Origin of the sequence: Vibrio sp. 10N.286.51.E5 (assembly GCF_041469125.1) — a bacterium.
GTDB classification, from domain to species: domain Bacteria; phylum Pseudomonadota; class Gammaproteobacteria; order Enterobacterales; family Vibrionaceae; genus Vibrio; species Vibrio crassostreae_C.
Genome location: NZ_JBFRJZ010000034.1, coordinates 24451 through 40958 on the forward strand (window position 1 = coordinate 24451; position 16508 = coordinate 40958).

Here is a 16508-nt window from a genome sequence, read left to right on the forward strand (position 1 = left end):
AGCTAACAAACCGGAGCACTTACCAAGCTTTCATCCCAACAAAACCTTCTAGGATCTCTTTAAGAGCACCGTCGATTTCGTCATTGTAATCGCCTGTCGCGTTGATTTTTTCGAACAACGCAGGGTTCTGACCTTTGGCATAAGCAATCAGCTCTTCTTCAAAACGGGCAATGTTGTTTAGCTCAACACCGACCAAGTAGCCTTTCTCTGCTGCGTAGATAACCGTTGCTTGCTCAGCGACTGACATTGGAGAGTATTGTTTTTGCTTCATTAATTCGGTAACACGCTCACCATGGTCTAGCTGTTTGCGCGTCATCTCATCTAAGTCAGAAGAGAACTGAGCAAAGGCCGCCAGCTCGCGATATTGAGCTAATGAAGTACGGATACCACCAGACAGTTTCTTGATGATCTTGCATTGCGCCGCACCACCCACACGAGATACCGAGATACCTGGGTCTACTGCAGGACGTAAGCCTGAGTTAAACAGTTGGGTTTGAAGGAAAACCTGACCATCAGTGATTGAGATTACGTTGGTTGGTACAAACGCTGATACATCACCCGCCTGAGTTTCAATAATAGGAAGCGCCGTTAATGAGCCTGTTTGGCCTTTCACTTCACCGTTAGTGAACTTCTCTACATACTCTGCATTCACTCGTGCTGCACGTTCTAGTAGGCGTGAGTGAAGGTAGAATACGTCGCCAGGGAAGGCTTCACGACCCGGTGGGCGTTTCAATAGCAATGAGATTTGACGGTAAGCAACGGCTTGTTTTGATAGGTCATCATAGATGATCAGCGCATCTTCACCGCGGTCACGGAAGTATTCACCCATGGTGCAACCCGCATAAGGGGCTAGGTATTGAAGCGCTGCAGACTCTGATGCTGACGCCACAACGACGATGGTGTTTTTAAGCGCATCGTGGTCTTCGAGTTTACGAACCACGTTAGCGATAGTGGAGGCTTTTTGGCCAATCGCCACATACACACATTTGATGCCAGAATCTTTCTGATTGATGATCGCATCGATAGCTAACGCTGTTTTACCCGTCTGACGGTCACCGATGATAAGTTCACGTTGACCACGACCGATTGGCACCATGGTATCAACCGCTTTATAGCCAGTTTGAATTGGCTGATCAACAGACTTACGTTCGATTACACCGGGTGCAATCACTTCTACAGGGTCGAGTCGGTCACAACTTACTGGGCCTTTGCCATCGATTGGCTCGCCTAATGTGTTCACAACACGGCCAAGAAGACCGTTACCGACGGGGACTTCCAAGATACGACCTGTACCTTTCACTTTCATACCTTCAGATAGGTCAGTGTAGGGGCCCATAACCACCGCACCTACTGAGTGCGTATCGAGGTTAAGTGCGAGTGCGTATTTGCCACCTGGTAGCTCAATCATCTCGCCTTGCATAACATCAGCAAGGCCATTGATTGTGATGATGCCATCACGAACCGATACGATAGTGCCTTCATTGCGAGCCTCGGTGCTCACATTAAATTTCGAGATGCGTTCTTTGATTAGATCGCTGATTTCATTTGAATTTAATTGCATAATTGTTACCTATCTCGCGTGAAGTTGATGAGCCAATCGGTCAATTGATGTGTTTAAAGAACCATCGATAACGGTTTCACCCGCCTTGATGACCATTCCACCTACTAACGTGTCATCAATAACCTGCTTCATTTCAACCTGACGCTCTAATTTCTTCTCAAGTGCAGCTGTTAGTGACGTAACTTGATCTTGTGTCAGCATTTCTGAACTGGTGACAGTGACAGGCACTACACGTTCATGTTCGTCCTTTAGCTCGCAGTACAATTCAAACAGGTCTCTTACAACAGAAAGGCGGCCGTTCTCGGCCAAGACTCGAATAAGATTAATGACGTGGTCATCAACGAGTCCTTGGCAAATATGAATGATGAGGTTTGCCAGCTCTTCTGTTTGGTGTGTAGAAGCACCTTCTGCTGAAGAAATCTGACTAGCGATCGTTTCTTCTTCCGCGACAGCCACAAGAATGGACAGCATTGAGTGCCACTCTTGTAACTGGTTTTCACCTAAAGCAAATTCAAACGATGCTTTGGCGTAGGGATGAGCAATATTGGTGTAATCTGACATATTGCCTCTCCTTAGAGTTCGCTAATCATTTGGTCAACTAGCGCTCGGTTCGTTGCGGAATCTAGGTTTTTGCTAATCAGTTTCTGTGCACTTTGAATTACTGCGTCTGCCATATCTGCCTGAAGTTCACGGCGTATCTTTTGGCGTTCGCCTTCTAGCTCAGCTCTACCTTGTTCTAAGATGCGTGCCTTTTCTTGCTCGGCTTCTTGTTGCGCTAAGCTGATGATTTCATTGCGGCGTTTTCGGCCCTGTTCAACCAGTTCAGTCACATCTTTTCTGGCATCTTCGATGAGTTGCGCGCCATTTGATTTTGCTAGTTCTAGCTCTTTCGCAGCGTTCTCTGAGTGGCGTAAACCATCAGCGATTTCTTTTTGGCGCTCGTCTAACATCGCGGTGAGAGGGGGCCATACATATTTCATGCAGAGCCAAACAAAAATCACGAATGAGATTGCTTGTCCAAACATGCTTGCATTTAAGTTCATACCTTCCTCACTAAATCTTGATTATGTATAAATCGATCTTTCAAAGCGGTTTGATTAAGCCACGGCGAAGATGATGTATAGACCGATACCAACACCGATCATCGGTACTGCATCCACAAGACCCATCATGATGAAGAATTGAGTACGAAGCATTGGAGTAAGGTCTGGTTGACGCGCAACACCTTCAAGGTATTTACCTGCTAAGTTACCAATACCAGATGCTGCACCTGCTGCACCTAAACCGATCAGTAATGCACCTGCTACATATAAAACTGCGCTTACGATATCCATTTGTATCTCCGATAAATAATTTTTTAGTTAAATTTTTTAGTTATTAATTAGTGGTGTTCTTCTGTTGCCATACCTAAATAAACAACGGTCAGTACCATAAATATAAATGCTTGCAAGAATACGATTAATATGTGGAATAGTGCCCAAGGAACACTCAGTGCCCATTGCATCCACCATGGCATTAATGCGATCAGAATAAATATCATCTCACCTGCATACATGTTTCCAAATAATCGTAAGCCTAGTGATATAGGTTTTGAAATTAATGTTATTAATTCAAGAACTAAGTTAACAGGGTATAAAAGAGGGTTATCAAATGGCTGCGTAGTAAGCTCTTTGATAAAGCCTTTCAATCCTTTATTTTTAAATGTATAAGTCAACAGTAAGATAAATACACCGAGTGCCATCGACATTGGAATATTTACGTCCGCCGTTGGTAGATCTCTAAAGTGTTCTAGACCCATTGCACGACTTAATGCTGGTATGAAATCTATTGGTAATAAATCGACCGCGTTCATTAACAACACCCAAACAAAAGTGGTTAATGCCAGTGGCCCTATTAATTTATCCTCCGCTTGAAAAATCTCTTTTACTAGGTTGTTTACAAAATCAAATATCAGTTCGATAAAACATTGAAATCGACCTGGAACACCGCTGGTGCCCTTAGTCACTACGTATCGAAAAGCTCCAATAAACAGTAAACCCGTAATCCAAGATACCAACATCGAGTCGATGTTGAACGCCCAGAAACCATCACCTGTAGTTAAGAAGGTTAAGTGATGCTCTATGTATTCGTGAGCGGTAGTTACTTGATCCATACTACACGTACTCCGATCTTGTAGAGGCAGTAATAAATGGTGTTAAGAAGTACCCAACCATAGTGAGAATATATGCGTACAATATTACTGGGTTATCCAATTTGAAAAACTGGAACGCCAAGATAAACATTAAGAACGTATAAGTTATTTTCACGACACGACTCATTTGCATTAAGTCACGTAAACTATAATTAGGATTCTTGCGCACCTTTAGGCTTGCATATATAAAACCAAACAGCGGAGGTAGCATCGCAATTCCGATACCCAAAGCCGACGATTCCATATCTACTTTATTACCAAAAAACACTTCATATAAAACTACACCGACGGCTAATACTACTTGGCAGAGAACAACTCTTTTAGCAGCAACAAGAATGTCACCACTTATCCCATTAAGCCTCATAATAAAACCTTATATTTAACAGTGTAAGCTCATATAAAACACAGTTTGAATATGTCTTGCTACTCGCATTTACTTGTTAATAAAACTTTGCTTGTTAACAAAGAGATAATCTTGCTGGTTTTATATCTCCTGACGAAATAGAACGATATAAACTAGTTCGCTCTCGTTTCGACAAAATATAAACTACGCCTAAAATTATGTGATCAAAACGACAAATATTGATATCAATAATTCCATTTTTGAAATGAATGTTTTTCATTTATGAAAGTAATAGTTCTATCACTTTATTCATGAATATTTAAGATGCTTTATCCTTGTGAAAAAGAGGGTCTTTTTAGAAGGGAGTAGCGAGCTAAATTTTCAACTTATGATCTTATCAATTAAGACTATTCAAACACTTAGGTTCATTTACAAGCTGAGTTGTGAAGTGTGATTTTGGTAGGGGTTAAGCTTGTTTGAGGCAATGATGGAAGATCTGGTTTTTCTGGTAAATTAAACGTACGTCGCTTCTTATCAATAAGCGAATATTTTTTATATTGTCGTCAGCTTGTCACTATTTGCGTGCGCGAGAGTGAAAATTCAGCGCCTAAATGTTGATGATATAGGAGTGAAATGGAGGACTGGGTGTGCGAGAAGCATGGTGCGGAGAAGAAACACCGAGTTTTGAGGAAGTAAATGGCAGCAGAGCGCTGCCTAATTTACTTAATCTAGGCTCTCTTATGACTCTTCATAACTGAGGTATTGAATACATAAGTCATGGAAAGCCTGTGCTTGTGGCGAGATCGTACGATCAGACAGTCTGAAAATGCCGATTTGTCGTTGCAAGGGTGGGTCAATTAGCGGAATCCACACCAAGCGGGTTTCATTGGTTGGGAAAGCCAGCTTAGGTAGCGTGGTCACGCCTATCCCGAGCTCTAACACCGAAAAAAGCGAGGTAATGTTCTCGACAGAGTACAGGGCTTGTTCGCTGAGCATGCGTGCAGGTGTTGGGTCCAGTAGGGTGCAAGTCCCGTTACGAATGAAGGGCTGCTTTAACAAGGTTTGCCATTCGATTCCTTCCCGTTGAGAGGCGATAGGGTTATCTTTGAGGCACACCACACCGATAGGATCAGAAAGCAAAGGCGTGAAGTCGATGCTCTCTTCTTCTAAATGGGAGCTATTACCGAGGGCAACATCCACCTCGCCAGAGAGTAATCTTGCTTCTACCCCTGCCGCATTATCATCAATCAAACTCACTTCTACATTCGGGTACTGCTCACAAAATGCCCCTAAAACACTAGGGATGAGTTTTGCGGCCACCGAAGGCACGCTCGCTATTCGAACTCTTCCTTGTTGTCCTGCTGCCGCTGCGCGTAAGTCATTGTCTAATGCTTTGTAAACGTTCAGAAATTGAATGATCTTGGGCAAACATATTTCTCCAAAAGGCGTCAGTGTCGATTTGTTGCCTGTTTCAAACAGAGGTTGGCCGAGTATTTTTTCCAACTCTTTTATCGAAGTCGAAAGTGCCGCTTGCGATCGATTTGCACGGTGAGATGCCGCTCTAAATCCACCTTCTTCGACCACCAAAACGAAATGTTTTAACTGTTGTAGCTTAATACTCATGACTCCGATCCTTCTCTAGCCCTTGCTATACCTTACTTTTCGCAATGTGATAGATTTTATTTATCAAATGCACAAAATTTACCGTTAGATTTATCAGGCGTCAAGGTGCAGTATTTAACCATCTTGAAACATAGTTGTTACAAAGTTGGATGAAATCGTGAACGCACAAACTAAAAAACACCCAGTAAAAACCTCTCTTTTTGCTTCAAAAGCACCACTAGAGTGGGCAATCGTTAATAACGGCACTCTATACACTGCGCAGATTCCAATCGATGAAACGGGCGCAGTAGTAGAAGGCGGTATTGAAGCGCAAACGCGTCAGACTTTTAACAACCTTGTTCATACCTTGGAGTGTGCAGGCGAATCGATGGATTCTGTGCTGCAGGTTCTGATTTACGTGACTGACCGTGAATACCTGAAAACGGTAAACAGCGTATACGGAGAATACTTCAACGCACCTTATCCAAATCGTGCAGCAGTCGTTGTTGCAGGGCTAGCTAGAGAAGAGATGTTGATTGAGTTCGTGGTTTATGCATCGGCGTCTCAACCTGAATAAATGGACTGTGAATTGAGGCAATTTGCCAATCAAAGCTGTTTGTCTACGCAGATCTTTACTAATACAAGCGAATAGTTTTACGTCTAGATACAAAATTAATACTTATTCTCTATATGAATTAACAATTTATTAATTAATCCGATGGTTGCCAGACTCAACCGCAACCTAACGTTACAAGGACAGAATGATGACTCACTTACAGAATGTTCAAGCAGAAAACGCACTTTACATTGGCGGCGAATGGCAAGCGGGTGTAAGCACCGTAGCGAACATTAACCCATCAGATATTTCTGAAAACATCGGTAACTTCGCACAAGCAAGTGCTGACCAAGTTCAACAGGCGATTTCAGCGGCAAAGCACGCTCAACCAGAGTGGGAAAAAACGCCGATTGAACGTAAGCAAGCAGTACTTCAAGCAATCGGTGATGAGCTGATTGCACGTTGTGATGAGCTAGGTACGTTGCTTTCTCGTGAAGAAGGTAAGCCTTTTGCTGAAGGTCGTGGCGAAATTTACCGTGCAGGTCAGTTCTTCCAATACTTCGCAGCAGAAGTACTTCGTCAAATTGGCGACAACGCAGAATCAGTACGCCCAGGCGTTTCTGTAGAAGTGACTCGTGAAGCGGTGGGTGTTATCGGCATCATCTCTCCTTGGAACTTCCCAACGGCAACAGCAGCTTGGAAAATCGCTCCAGCGCTTGCTTTCGGTAACAGCGTTATCTGGAAACCAGCAAACCTAACGCCAGCAAGTGCGGTTGCATTAACGGAAATCATCCACCGTCAAGGTATGCCTGCAGGTACGTTTAACCTTGTACTGGGTAGTGGTTCGAAAGTAGGTGATGCACTGATCAACTCTAAAGAAGTGAACGGTGTGAGCTTTACTGGTTCTGTTGATACGGGTCGTAAGGTTGCGGCGGCTACAGCGCCAAACTTCGTTCGTTGCCAACTAGAAATGGGCAGCAAGAACGCACTTGTGGTTGCTGATGATGCTGATATCCAAACAGCCGTTGATGCAACGATTGCAGGTTCATTCTCTGGCGCAGGTCAAAAATGTACAGCATCTTCTCGTCTAGTGGTTATGGATGGCATTCACGACCAATACGTTGAAGTACTGATCAAGCGTATGAGCGAGCTGAAAGTGGGTCACGCACTAGAAGACGGCGTGTTCATGGGCCCTGTTGTTGACGGCAACCAACTTGAAGCGAACCTAGGTTGGGTTGAGAAAGCACGTCAAAGCGGCGGTGAGCTAGCATTCGGTGGCGAACGCCTAAGCATGAAACACGAAGGCTTTTACATGTCTCCAACGCTGTTCTTAAACACTAAGAACGATTGGGAAGTGAACCAAGAAGAAGTATTTGCACCAATGGCAAGCGTAATTCGTGTGGCTGACCTAGAAGAAGCTATCGCGACAACAAACGATACTCGCTTTGGTCTAACGGGCGGCATCATTACTCAAAGCCTACGTACTAGCGCAATGTTCAAACAACAAGCGCAAACAGGTTGTGTGATGGTGAACCTACCAACAGCAGGCACCGATTACCACGTACCGTTTGGTGGTCGTAAAGAGTCGAGCTTCGGTCCTCGTGAGCAAGGTCAATACGCGAAAGAGTTCTACACAGTCGTGAAGACAGCTTACCAGCGTCCTTACTAAGCAGCTTTCTGTTAATTAGATTTCTATTAACTAGAACGAGATAGTTGGAGTCATTAGCTAAACAGACACTAACTATACAGCTATCGAATTGGCCTGATTCACAGAGTCAGGCCAACATCCAAACCCAATTACGCTCAATCAATGTAGATTTCAAAGACTGAGCACCCAGTAAGTGATTTAACCCATTTTTGAAAACATGTTATTTGAGCGTGTTTTCAAAACCGAGCTAGAACACTGAGCTTTCAATAGGAGTGGTTATGTACCAGCAACGGATTGTTATAGATGGATTGCAATACTGCAATTGGAACAGAGAATATTTCCAAACACTAAAGGCGAGCGGCATTACAGCAGTTCACGCTACCGCGGTTTACCACGAGACAGCTCGTGAAACCTTATCTCGCTTTGCTGAGTGGAACCTAAGATTCGAGCAAAATGCAGACATTATTATGCCGATTCATTCAATGGCTGACGTTGAAACTGCAAAAGCGACGGGAAAAGTCGGCATTTTTCTAGGTGCTCAAAACTGTTCGCCAATCGACGATGAGATCGGTCTTATCGAAGTGATGCGTAAGCAAGGCCTTTTGATCATGCAACTGACGTACAACAACCAGAGCTTATTGGCGACGGGTTGCTACGAGAAGAACGACACAGGTATTACTCGCTTTGGTAAACAAGCCATCGAAGAGATGAACCGAGTGGGCATGATCATAGATATGTCTCACAGTGCAGAGCGCTCAACACTTGAAGCTATCGACTTGTCTTCTCGTCCTATTTGTATCAGCCATGCGAACCCGACGTTTGCTCATGATGCACTACGAAATAAATCAAACGATGTAATTAAAGCTCTAACCGCACGCGGCGGCTTAATCGGATTCAGCTTGTACCCATTCCACCTACCAAACGGCAGCCAATGTACCTTGGAAGATTTCTGCCAGATGGTTGCGACTACGGCTGACATGGTCGGCGTAGAGCACCTCGGTATTGGCAGTGACCTATGCTTAAACCAACCTCAAGCCGTTCTTGAATGGATGAGAAATGGTCGTTGGTCTAAAGCAATGGACTACGGCGAAGGCTCTGCGAACAACTCAGGTTGGCCAGATGCGTTGCCTTGGTTCTGTGGTAGTGCGGGTATGGAAAACATATATAACGGATTGATGCGTCATGGTTTCAGCGAGTCTGAAGCTGGGCAAGTCTTGGGAGAAAACTGGTTTAACTTCTTGAAAGATGGCTTAGAGCCTCAAAGCAAGGGTTAACGGTTTCTCGCGAGCCATCATCGAATTAGCAGCCTTCTAACAAACGTTCAATAAGCAAGTGCTGCTTAAACCAATTTCACTATTCAAAAGGAACAACGGTCTATTTCGCAACGCGGTAACCCAAACATGGATTAGCCTGCCCAACACAAAAAACAATAGGGCAGGTGTTAAATACACCCTTGTAGTCATCATTCAAATGACAGCTGCAAAGAAACCTCTGGAGTCAGAGTATGTCTGATTTAACCAATAGCGTGAAATCTTCAAGCTTAAATGCGGGTCAAGCACACACAACAATTAATGCAAAAAGCAACACAAACGAGTCTGAGTCTACGTCAGACAAATTAGGCCTATCCAACCCAGCACTTTGGTACAGCGGCGGTTTTATCGCTCTGTTCGTGGCACTTGCTCTATTTGATGGCGAGCTGTTATCAAGCCTAGTAAATACGGGCTTTGCATGGTCTGTAAAAGTATTCGGTCCTTACTGGCAAATGCTTCTTCTTCTGACTTTTCTTATTGGTCTTGGCCTGGCGGCAGGGCGAACAGGCAAGGTTATCCTAGGCGGCATCGCTAAACCTGAAATGGACGGCTTCCGTTGGATGGCGATCATCTTCTGTACGCTACTGGCAGGTGGCGGTGTATTTTGGGCAGCAGCAGAGCCTATCGCTCACTACGTTAGCCCACCACCATTGTACGGCGCACAAGAAAACGCACAGCAAGGCGCGGTGAATGCTTTATCGCAATCCTTCATGCACTGGGGTTTTCTAGCATGGGCCATTGTCGGTAGCTTAACGTCTATTGTGGTGATGCACCTTCACTACGACAAAGGCTTACCGCTTAAACCTCGTATTTTGCTTTACCCAGTTTTAGGCGAGCGAGCATTGAAAGGTCACACCGGCGCATTGATTGATGCATGTTGTATTGTCGCAGTAGCGGCGGGCACCATTGGTCCTATCGGCTTCTTAGGCTTGCAAGTGAGCTACGCACTGAACGCACTGTTTGATATTCCTGATGGCTTCACGACGCAGCTTATCATCATCCTGTTCGCTATCGTTCTATACACATTGTCGGCATTAAGTGGCCTTAACCGTGGAATGCAAATGCTAAGCCGTTACAACGTGATTCTGGCAATGGCATTGATGGTCTACATCCTGATCTTTGGCCCTACAAACTTTATCTTTAACGGCTACATTCAAGGTGTAGGCAGCATGATCGATAACTTCATCCCAATGGCGACATACCGTGGTGACGAGGGGTGGTTGAGCTGGTGGACAGTATTCTTCTGGGGTTGGTTCTTAGGTTACGGCCCAATGATGGCAATCTTCATCGCACGTATTTCACGCGGTCGTAGTATTCGCCAATTGGTATCAACCATTAGCTTGATTGCACCGTTTGTTACTTGCTTCTGGTTCACAATTGTTGGTGGCTCTGGCCTTGCGTTCGAAATCGCAGATCCAGGCAGCGTAAGTAAGGCGTTTGAAGGTTTTAACTTACCAGGTGCGCTACTGGCGGTAACTCAGCAGCTACCAATGCCAATGCTTATCTCAATTCTGTTCTTGATCTTAACCACGATCTTCATCGTAACGACCGGTGACTCAATGACTTACACCATCAGTGTGGTGATCAGTGGTGAGACAGAACCGAATGCAATTATTCGTACCTTCTGGGGTGTGATGATGGGGGTAACAGCGTTAATTCTGATTTCCCTAGGCTCTGGCGGTATTTCAGCGCTGCAATCCTTCATTGTTATCACCGCGGTACCGGTGTCCTTAATCTTGTTGCCATCACTTTGGAATGCGCCTCAAATCGCAATCAAGATGGCGAAAGATCAAGGCTTATAAAACATCAATGCCGGTATAAAGAAGAAAATGTAGAGATAAAGCTCTCTAAAAACTGAAGATAAACAAGGTGTGAGCCTTTGAAAGAAGGCTGATACAAGATTCCGGAAGGAAGATAAAAACCGTACTGGTGAAGATACACCGGGCGGCACGTATTTAGGTCAATCGATCTAGTCAGGACAAATAATAAGTGGCGAGTTCGCTTGCCTCGATAATATCAATAACGATTAAAAACGTGAAAGCTAACCAACATACTGTCGCTATATATGCTTCAAAAGACAGCAACGATCGGTTCTGAATGGCTAGCAAAATCCTATAACTATAAGGTGGTGAGCAAAATGGATGCACATCGTTCTACCTACACTGAATCAGCACTACGTGACGCAACGGTCGTCATGGCACCGGAAAGACTGGGTGCTATGCACCAAACACGCATCAGCTTCGTAAGAACTCTGATTCGTAAAATGGCGCAACAGCAATGGAAAGTGACTAAGCATGAGTGGCAACTAGACGCTCGAGGTTTTGGTCATGTTATCTATAAGCTAGAGACGCCAAATCATGTTTATCATTTGGTTGTTTTCTGCGATGAGATTGCAGACGACGAACGAAATGACCGTGTAATTGCTGAAAAGTGGGACGTAACGTTTGCTCTGGTTCTTGGTGATGTTGATGTCACCCTACTTGAGAGACTTCGTGCGAATGTACCGCTACAAGAAGCAGGCCGTAACCCTAACAATGTGCTTGTTTTAGCGCGTGCCAACAAAAGTGTACGAGTGTTTGAACATATTGTTAGTCACTTGGCTAAAGGTGTTCAACCAACGCCAAAAGAGCTAGCGGAAGTTGGCTACATCCTACGAACGACAGCGGTTTATGGTAATGGTAAGTTTGGTATTGCTGACTTTAAAATCTTGGAAAAGAATCCAGATTTTAATCAATCGTTCAGTGCTCAAATGTGTGCTGTTTATATGCTGCGTGAGTTCAGCCTAGATTGGGTTCATTACCTAGCGGAGCAACATGGCGGTGAACAAGCGATTACCTTGCACAGAGGCTTACAACGCTACCTAGGTGTGGGTAATGCCACAGGTTTAGGTATGGCGCCATATCTGATTAACCACCCAAGTATTGTCGATCAATGGATGACAACCCGTGAGCATGCATTAGCTGACGTGTTAGCTAATCACACGGATACGGCATTGATTGAGCCCCTACGTACATTAGTTAAAAAAGCGATTTGTCATTTAGAACAAGTTGTTACCATCAATGAAAATCAGCAAGAGTTGAACAAAACCGCTGTTGATGAGTTGAAACACGCAGAACAGTCACTAGAAGCTTCTGTAAACCATTGCGATACATGGGCGCAGTTAGTTGAACAATCTAAGCACATGAGTATGGAAGCCCAAGAAATCCTTATCTCATGCTTGATGGAATTGTACCCAGAATTAGTGGACGCCCATCAAGAGCAAATGAATTGTAGCGAAACACTCTCGCTTCCTAGTGGCAAAAAGATCCAAGACCTATTGGTTGTGTTAGAAGAAAAGTACCGTTGGGCGATCACGACTGACTTTACGAAAGCAGAAAATAACTACTGGTTCTGGTATCGCTCTCAGGACAAAGAAGAGCCAAGGCTCGGTGTTCGAGGCGAGGAACTCGGCGAAGAGCGCGAACTGCCGTTGGATATCGGCCGTCAAGCTTACCGTCTGTACCATGCTTTATTGCAATTCGCGCCAGAGCTTTCATTGGCTGAATTCGTTGTTAAACAACCGCAGCATCGTGCCATTGCGCGCCGTGTGTGGACGTTAGGTAACAAGGCGATGGGCGACATTCAAATGAACGTGCTGCACCAAGACTCGCCACCAATGCATTTGCTGCGTTGTAAGCTAGCGATGTTTGGAGCGACTAAGTTTGATCCTCGCTCAGATCGTTGGGTTCGCGTGACCTTCTTCCAAGGCGCACCGCTGCTTGACGAAATTCATCAAGACGAGTGGGTGTTCCCAGTCTTACCAAGTGAAGCGGAGCTTGCTGGCTCTCATAACGTTCCTACACATATCAATGCTCAACATGGAGGTAAATCGCTATGATCGTTTCTCACAATGAATTGGTCGCGGCCGTTAATAAAGCCTTTCTGGGTATGCGTCGTACATGTGGTGAAGCCGATGTGATAGCGAACATGGTGGCAGATTTACAAATGGTTGGCTTGGATGGTGTTCGTCATTTTAACAATGCGAGCAACTTTATGGGGCTAGAAGACGATTGCCCTGTAGACATCCAAGTGACAAGCGACAACACAGTTGAAGTGGACCTGCACAAGGCGAGCTTAGCGTGTCATCTTCCTGTGGTGATGGATTACGCCATTGAAAAAATGGTGGGTAAAAAGACGCTGAAAATCGAGCTAAACAACTGCCATAACCGTTGGTTAGCATACAGTGAGCTTGTAAAACTGGCAGCGAAAGGCATCGCATGTACCGCACGTTGGGATAATGGCTCAAATCCTAAGAGCACCTTGTATGTGCTTAACCGTGGTTGCGTTGCACCAGAACTGTTTTTATCAGATTTGCCTCTGGCATCGGACGATCATATCCACAATATGACCATCGAGCTTTCCGTCCAGGATTTCGATATCGAACGTTTGTCAGATGGCTACCAAACACACATTGAATCGGAAGCGCTTTTTAAAACTCAAGAGAAGGCGTGGAACGAGGGCATTGAAGTTGACGATGGAGAGTGGGGCGCGTTGAAAGAAACGGCGACGGCTATCCTTGTTGAAAACAGCCAACGTTCAATTCAAGGTGCAGGTGAGCTCGAGGCTTCTTAGCTTTGTTTTATAGAGCTATAAGTTACAGAAGCTCAGTTTATAGATCTTTGGCTTATAGAAACTAAACCTATAAAGCCTGAGCTTGTTCAACCTAAAAACCTCATTTACAACAGATAAAACCAAAGAGCTTAACGTATCCTCACCTCGTTAAGCTCTTTTTATTTGTGTCCCACTTTTGTTCTTCTTCTCAATAGATCACATCTTAAACTCTCTGTTTTGACACAAGTTGTTACGCGTATAAAGCTAATTTGGCGATTTAATGAAGTACCTTCACATTCAGGTTCAACAAACGGTTTCATTTACAAGCTAGTATGCGTATCTTGCTAACTACGGTGCCAAAGGGTGCCATTTTTATTCGTACCAATGACTTTAGAATCAGATAAAAAGGAATGAAGCGTGCAAGCTAACTTTATTGATGGAACCACCCTGTACCGTCAGCACTCTTTCGAGTTGCCACTTGATTATCAAGCCAAAGATGGACAACAGATCCAAGTCTTCGCACGTGAGCTGGTTGATCTCGCTAAAGATGAGCAAGAGCTGCCGTGGTTGATCTACTTTCAAGGCGGCCCAGGTTTTCCTTCTCCACGGGTGAGTGGTCAATCGGGTTGGCTAAAGCGTGCATTACAAAACTACCGTGTTCTGCTTCTAGACCAACGTGGTACTGGCAACAGCACGGTTATCAGCCATGAAACTTTGGCGCATTTGTCTCCAGAACAACAAGTCGAATACTTAACGCATTTCAGAGCGGATAACATCGTTCGTGACGCTGAAGCGATTCGTGAACAGTTTGGTATTAAGCAATGGTCGACGATTGGTCAAAGCTTTGGTGGCTTCTGTACACTGAGCTATTTGTCACTGTTCCCACAGAGCTTGCAGCGTTGTTATGTGACGGGCGGCATTCCTTCTATTGAACGAGAAGCTGACGATGTTTATCGTGCGACTTACAAGCGTGTAGAAGACAAAAACAGAGCTTTCTTTGCTCAGTTCCCACAAGCACAAGCTATGTGTCGCGAGATCTCTGATTACCTGCTAAACAACGATGTGAGACTGCCAAACGGTCAGGTGTTCACAGTTGAACAGTTCCAGCTAATAGGTATTAATCTTGGTGGCGGCGAAGCAAACCTTCCAATGTATTTCACACTGGAGAGTGCGTTTGTTGAAGTGAACGGTAACAGACAGCTGAGCTACAGCTTCCTAAATCAAATGCAGCAAGAGCAGGGTTACTTAACTAACCCAATTTACGCAATCTTGCATGAATCGATTTACTGTCAAGGTACAGCGTCTAACTGGTCTGCACATCGTGTTCGTGAGCAGTACCCACACTTCAACTACCAATCGGGCAGTGAGTTCTGGTTTACTGGTGAAATGGTGTACCCATGGATGTTCGACCAACTTGAAACGCTGAAGCCACTGCGTGAAGCCGCGAACATGTTGGCTGAAAAGTCGGACTGGGGCACTTTGTACAACGCAGAGCAGTTGAGCAAGAATACTGTGCCAATGGCGTGTGCCGTTTACGCCGATGACATGTACGTTGAGTTGGATTACAGCCGTGAAACATTGGCGAACATTCCTAACTCGAAAGCGTGGATCACCAATGAATATGAACACAATGGCTTGCGAGTAGACGGCGAAAGGATTGTCGATAAATTGATGACGATGGTGGAAGCGTTAGAAAATCTGCCAAAGTAATCAAGCTATTTGCATTAGAAGCAAAATACGTTAGAAGCTTTCTACTTTAGAGTCTATCTACGTCAGAAATAAGATACGCCAGAAACAAGAAAACGCTGCATCCGTGCAGCGTTTTTTTATGTCATCGAACTATTCGATTTAAGGAGCTAGGAGGGGTAGCCCTTGAAGCCATTAAGGTTGGATGACGATATCTTGATTTTCAGTGGTCGATAAGCTGGCGCGGTTTTGTTCGATAAGCTGAGCCGCATAAGAGGGAGTCACAGCTTGAATTTCGCCTTTTGAACGAATCGTTAATGCTTCCCACGCATGATCACGGTATTTGCCTGTCTGTGTATATTCAATAAGTACTCTCATGACTCTTCCATCCGATGTGTGGTTAACGTGCTACTAACATTAGCGCCATTGTTGAGGTTACACACCTGTTAAAAATGGAACGTAAGATTAACCAAATGAGAATGCGTGTAACTTGAAAAACAGACCCAACTGCACTTATCTTCTTAACCGCGTTTATCGCAACTAACAGCATTTATCGTAACCAACCTTACTTATCGTAAATAGCGTCCATAAAAAAACGCTGCACAATGGCAGCGTTAAAGTTGAGATAGGTTGAAGATTGCTTAGCTGTTTTCTAAGCCAACAATCTTGCGTGCAGACATCACTGCACTATCCAAATCGGTCAATCTACCAGCACTTGCTGGACCAAGAACTGATGAATACAAAGCCAACTGCTTCTCAAATGATAAATCTAATTGGTTATATAGATTTTGGCGGATTTGAGCGTGTTGCTGAGGCTTTGCGCTCGACAGGCCTTCCAACGTATCGTAGATGAGTGTAGTTGTATCCATAACTGTCCTTAGTACATCTTTAGAAAATTTTGCATATTATGCACTTGGTGTCATCTTTGTTCTGCGAGATTGATCGCATTATGTTCAGCTTTGCTTAATTGTGTAATCAGTTAGTTACAATTGTGTTGTACGGCAAAGTATCGAAAACTTGG

16 protein-coding genes are annotated in these 16508 nt (G+C 44.5%); 7 read left to right on the top strand and 9 right to left on the bottom strand.

The features are described 5' to 3' along the window. Positions 1-19 precede the first annotated feature (19 nt). From atpA to AB4161_RS13260, 7 genes are all read right to left on the bottom strand, one after another. Positions 20-1561, bottom strand: coding sequence for a F0F1 ATP synthase subunit alpha (gene atpA, locus AB4161_RS13230; RefSeq protein WP_017060841.1), 1542 nt, complete (start codon positions 1559-1561; stop codon positions 20-22). Positions 1562-1570: 9 nt separating this feature from the next. Continuing rightward, on the bottom strand, positions 1571-2122 hold the full coding sequence (locus tag AB4161_RS13235; RefSeq protein WP_017060840.1) for a F0F1 ATP synthase subunit delta: 552 nt from the start codon (positions 2120-2122) through the stop codon (positions 1571-1573). Between the two features lie 11 nt (positions 2123-2133). Continuing rightward, positions 2134-2604, bottom strand: a complete 471-nt coding sequence (locus AB4161_RS13240; protein ID WP_017060839.1) for a F0F1 ATP synthase subunit B — start codon at positions 2602-2604, stop codon at positions 2134-2136. 54 nt (positions 2605-2658) lie between these two features. Beyond that, the gene (atpE, locus tag AB4161_RS13245; RefSeq protein ID WP_004730405.1) at positions 2659-2895 is read right to left on the bottom strand and encodes a F0F1 ATP synthase subunit C; all 237 of its coding nucleotides are present in this window, start codon (positions 2893-2895) and stop codon (positions 2659-2661) included. A 47-nt stretch (positions 2896-2942) separates the two neighbouring features. After that, positions 2943-3713: a F0F1 ATP synthase subunit A gene (atpB, locus tag AB4161_RS13250; protein ID WP_017060838.1), complete on the bottom strand. Its 771-nt coding sequence runs from the start codon at positions 3711-3713 to the stop codon at positions 2943-2945. 1 nt (position 3714) lies between these two features. Continuing rightward, positions 3715-4116, bottom strand: coding sequence for a hypothetical protein (locus AB4161_RS13255; protein ID WP_017060837.1), 402 nt, complete (start codon positions 4114-4116; stop codon positions 3715-3717). Between the two features lie 717 nt (positions 4117-4833). Further along, positions 4834-5718 carry a LysR family transcriptional regulator gene (locus tag AB4161_RS13260; protein ID WP_017060836.1) on the bottom strand — a complete coding sequence of 295 codons (885 nt, stop codon included), beginning with the start codon at positions 5716-5718 and terminating at the stop codon, positions 4834-4836. Positions 5719-5875: 157 nt separating this feature from the next. On the opposite strand from AB4161_RS13260, the gene AB4161_RS13265 reads away from it, so the two are divergent. The 7 genes from AB4161_RS13265 to AB4161_RS13295 all read left to right on the top strand — a co-directional run bounded on the left by AB4161_RS13265 (position 5876) and on the right by AB4161_RS13295 (position 15511). Next, complete coding sequence (locus AB4161_RS13265; protein WP_372083449.1) at positions 5876-6274, top strand: RidA family protein; 399 nt, start codon at positions 5876-5878, stop codon at positions 6272-6274. 187 nt (positions 6275-6461) lie between these two features. After that, positions 6462-7922 carry an aldehyde dehydrogenase family protein gene (locus tag AB4161_RS13270; RefSeq protein ID WP_372083450.1) on the top strand — a complete coding sequence of 487 codons (1461 nt, stop codon included), beginning with the start codon at positions 6462-6464 and terminating at the stop codon, positions 7920-7922. Between the two features lie 257 nt (positions 7923-8179). Then, on the top strand, positions 8180-9175 hold the full coding sequence (locus tag AB4161_RS13275; protein WP_061023074.1) for a membrane dipeptidase: 996 nt from the start codon (positions 8180-8182) through the stop codon (positions 9173-9175). 230 nt (positions 9176-9405) lie between these two features. Next, on the top strand, positions 9406-11013 hold the full coding sequence (locus AB4161_RS13280) for a BCCT family transporter (RefSeq protein ID WP_372051101.1): 1608 nt from the start codon (positions 9406-9408) through the stop codon (positions 11011-11013). A gap of 263 nt (positions 11014-11276) precedes the next feature. Then, complete coding sequence (locus AB4161_RS13285) at positions 11277-13088, top strand: hypothetical protein (protein WP_372083451.1); 1812 nt, start codon at positions 11277-11279, stop codon at positions 13086-13088. Beyond that, the gene (locus AB4161_RS13290) at positions 13085-13822 is read left to right on the top strand and encodes a DUF3726 domain-containing protein (RefSeq protein WP_017064722.1); all 738 of its coding nucleotides are present in this window, start codon (positions 13085-13087) and stop codon (positions 13820-13822) included. The genes AB4161_RS13285 and AB4161_RS13290 overlap by 4 nt, the downstream gene beginning before the upstream one ends. Positions 13823-14218: 396 nt before the next feature. After that, on the top strand, positions 14219-15511 hold the full coding sequence (locus tag AB4161_RS13295) for an alpha/beta fold hydrolase (protein ID WP_017064721.1): 1293 nt from the start codon (positions 14219-14221) through the stop codon (positions 15509-15511). Positions 15512-15682: 171 nt separating this feature from the next. On the opposite strand, the gene AB4161_RS13300 is transcribed toward AB4161_RS13295, so the two are convergent. Both AB4161_RS13300 and AB4161_RS13305 read right to left on the bottom strand, forming a co-directional pair. Continuing rightward, a complete protein-coding gene (locus AB4161_RS13300; RefSeq protein ID WP_004730424.1) occupies positions 15683-15865 on the bottom strand; it encodes a hypothetical protein in 183 nt (60 codons plus the stop codon). Positions 15866-16128: 263 nt separating this feature from the next. Continuing rightward, positions 16129-16356, bottom strand: coding sequence for a PAS factor family protein (locus AB4161_RS13305; RefSeq protein WP_004730426.1), 228 nt, complete (start codon positions 16354-16356; stop codon positions 16129-16131). Between the last annotated feature and the right edge of the window lie 152 nt (positions 16357-16508).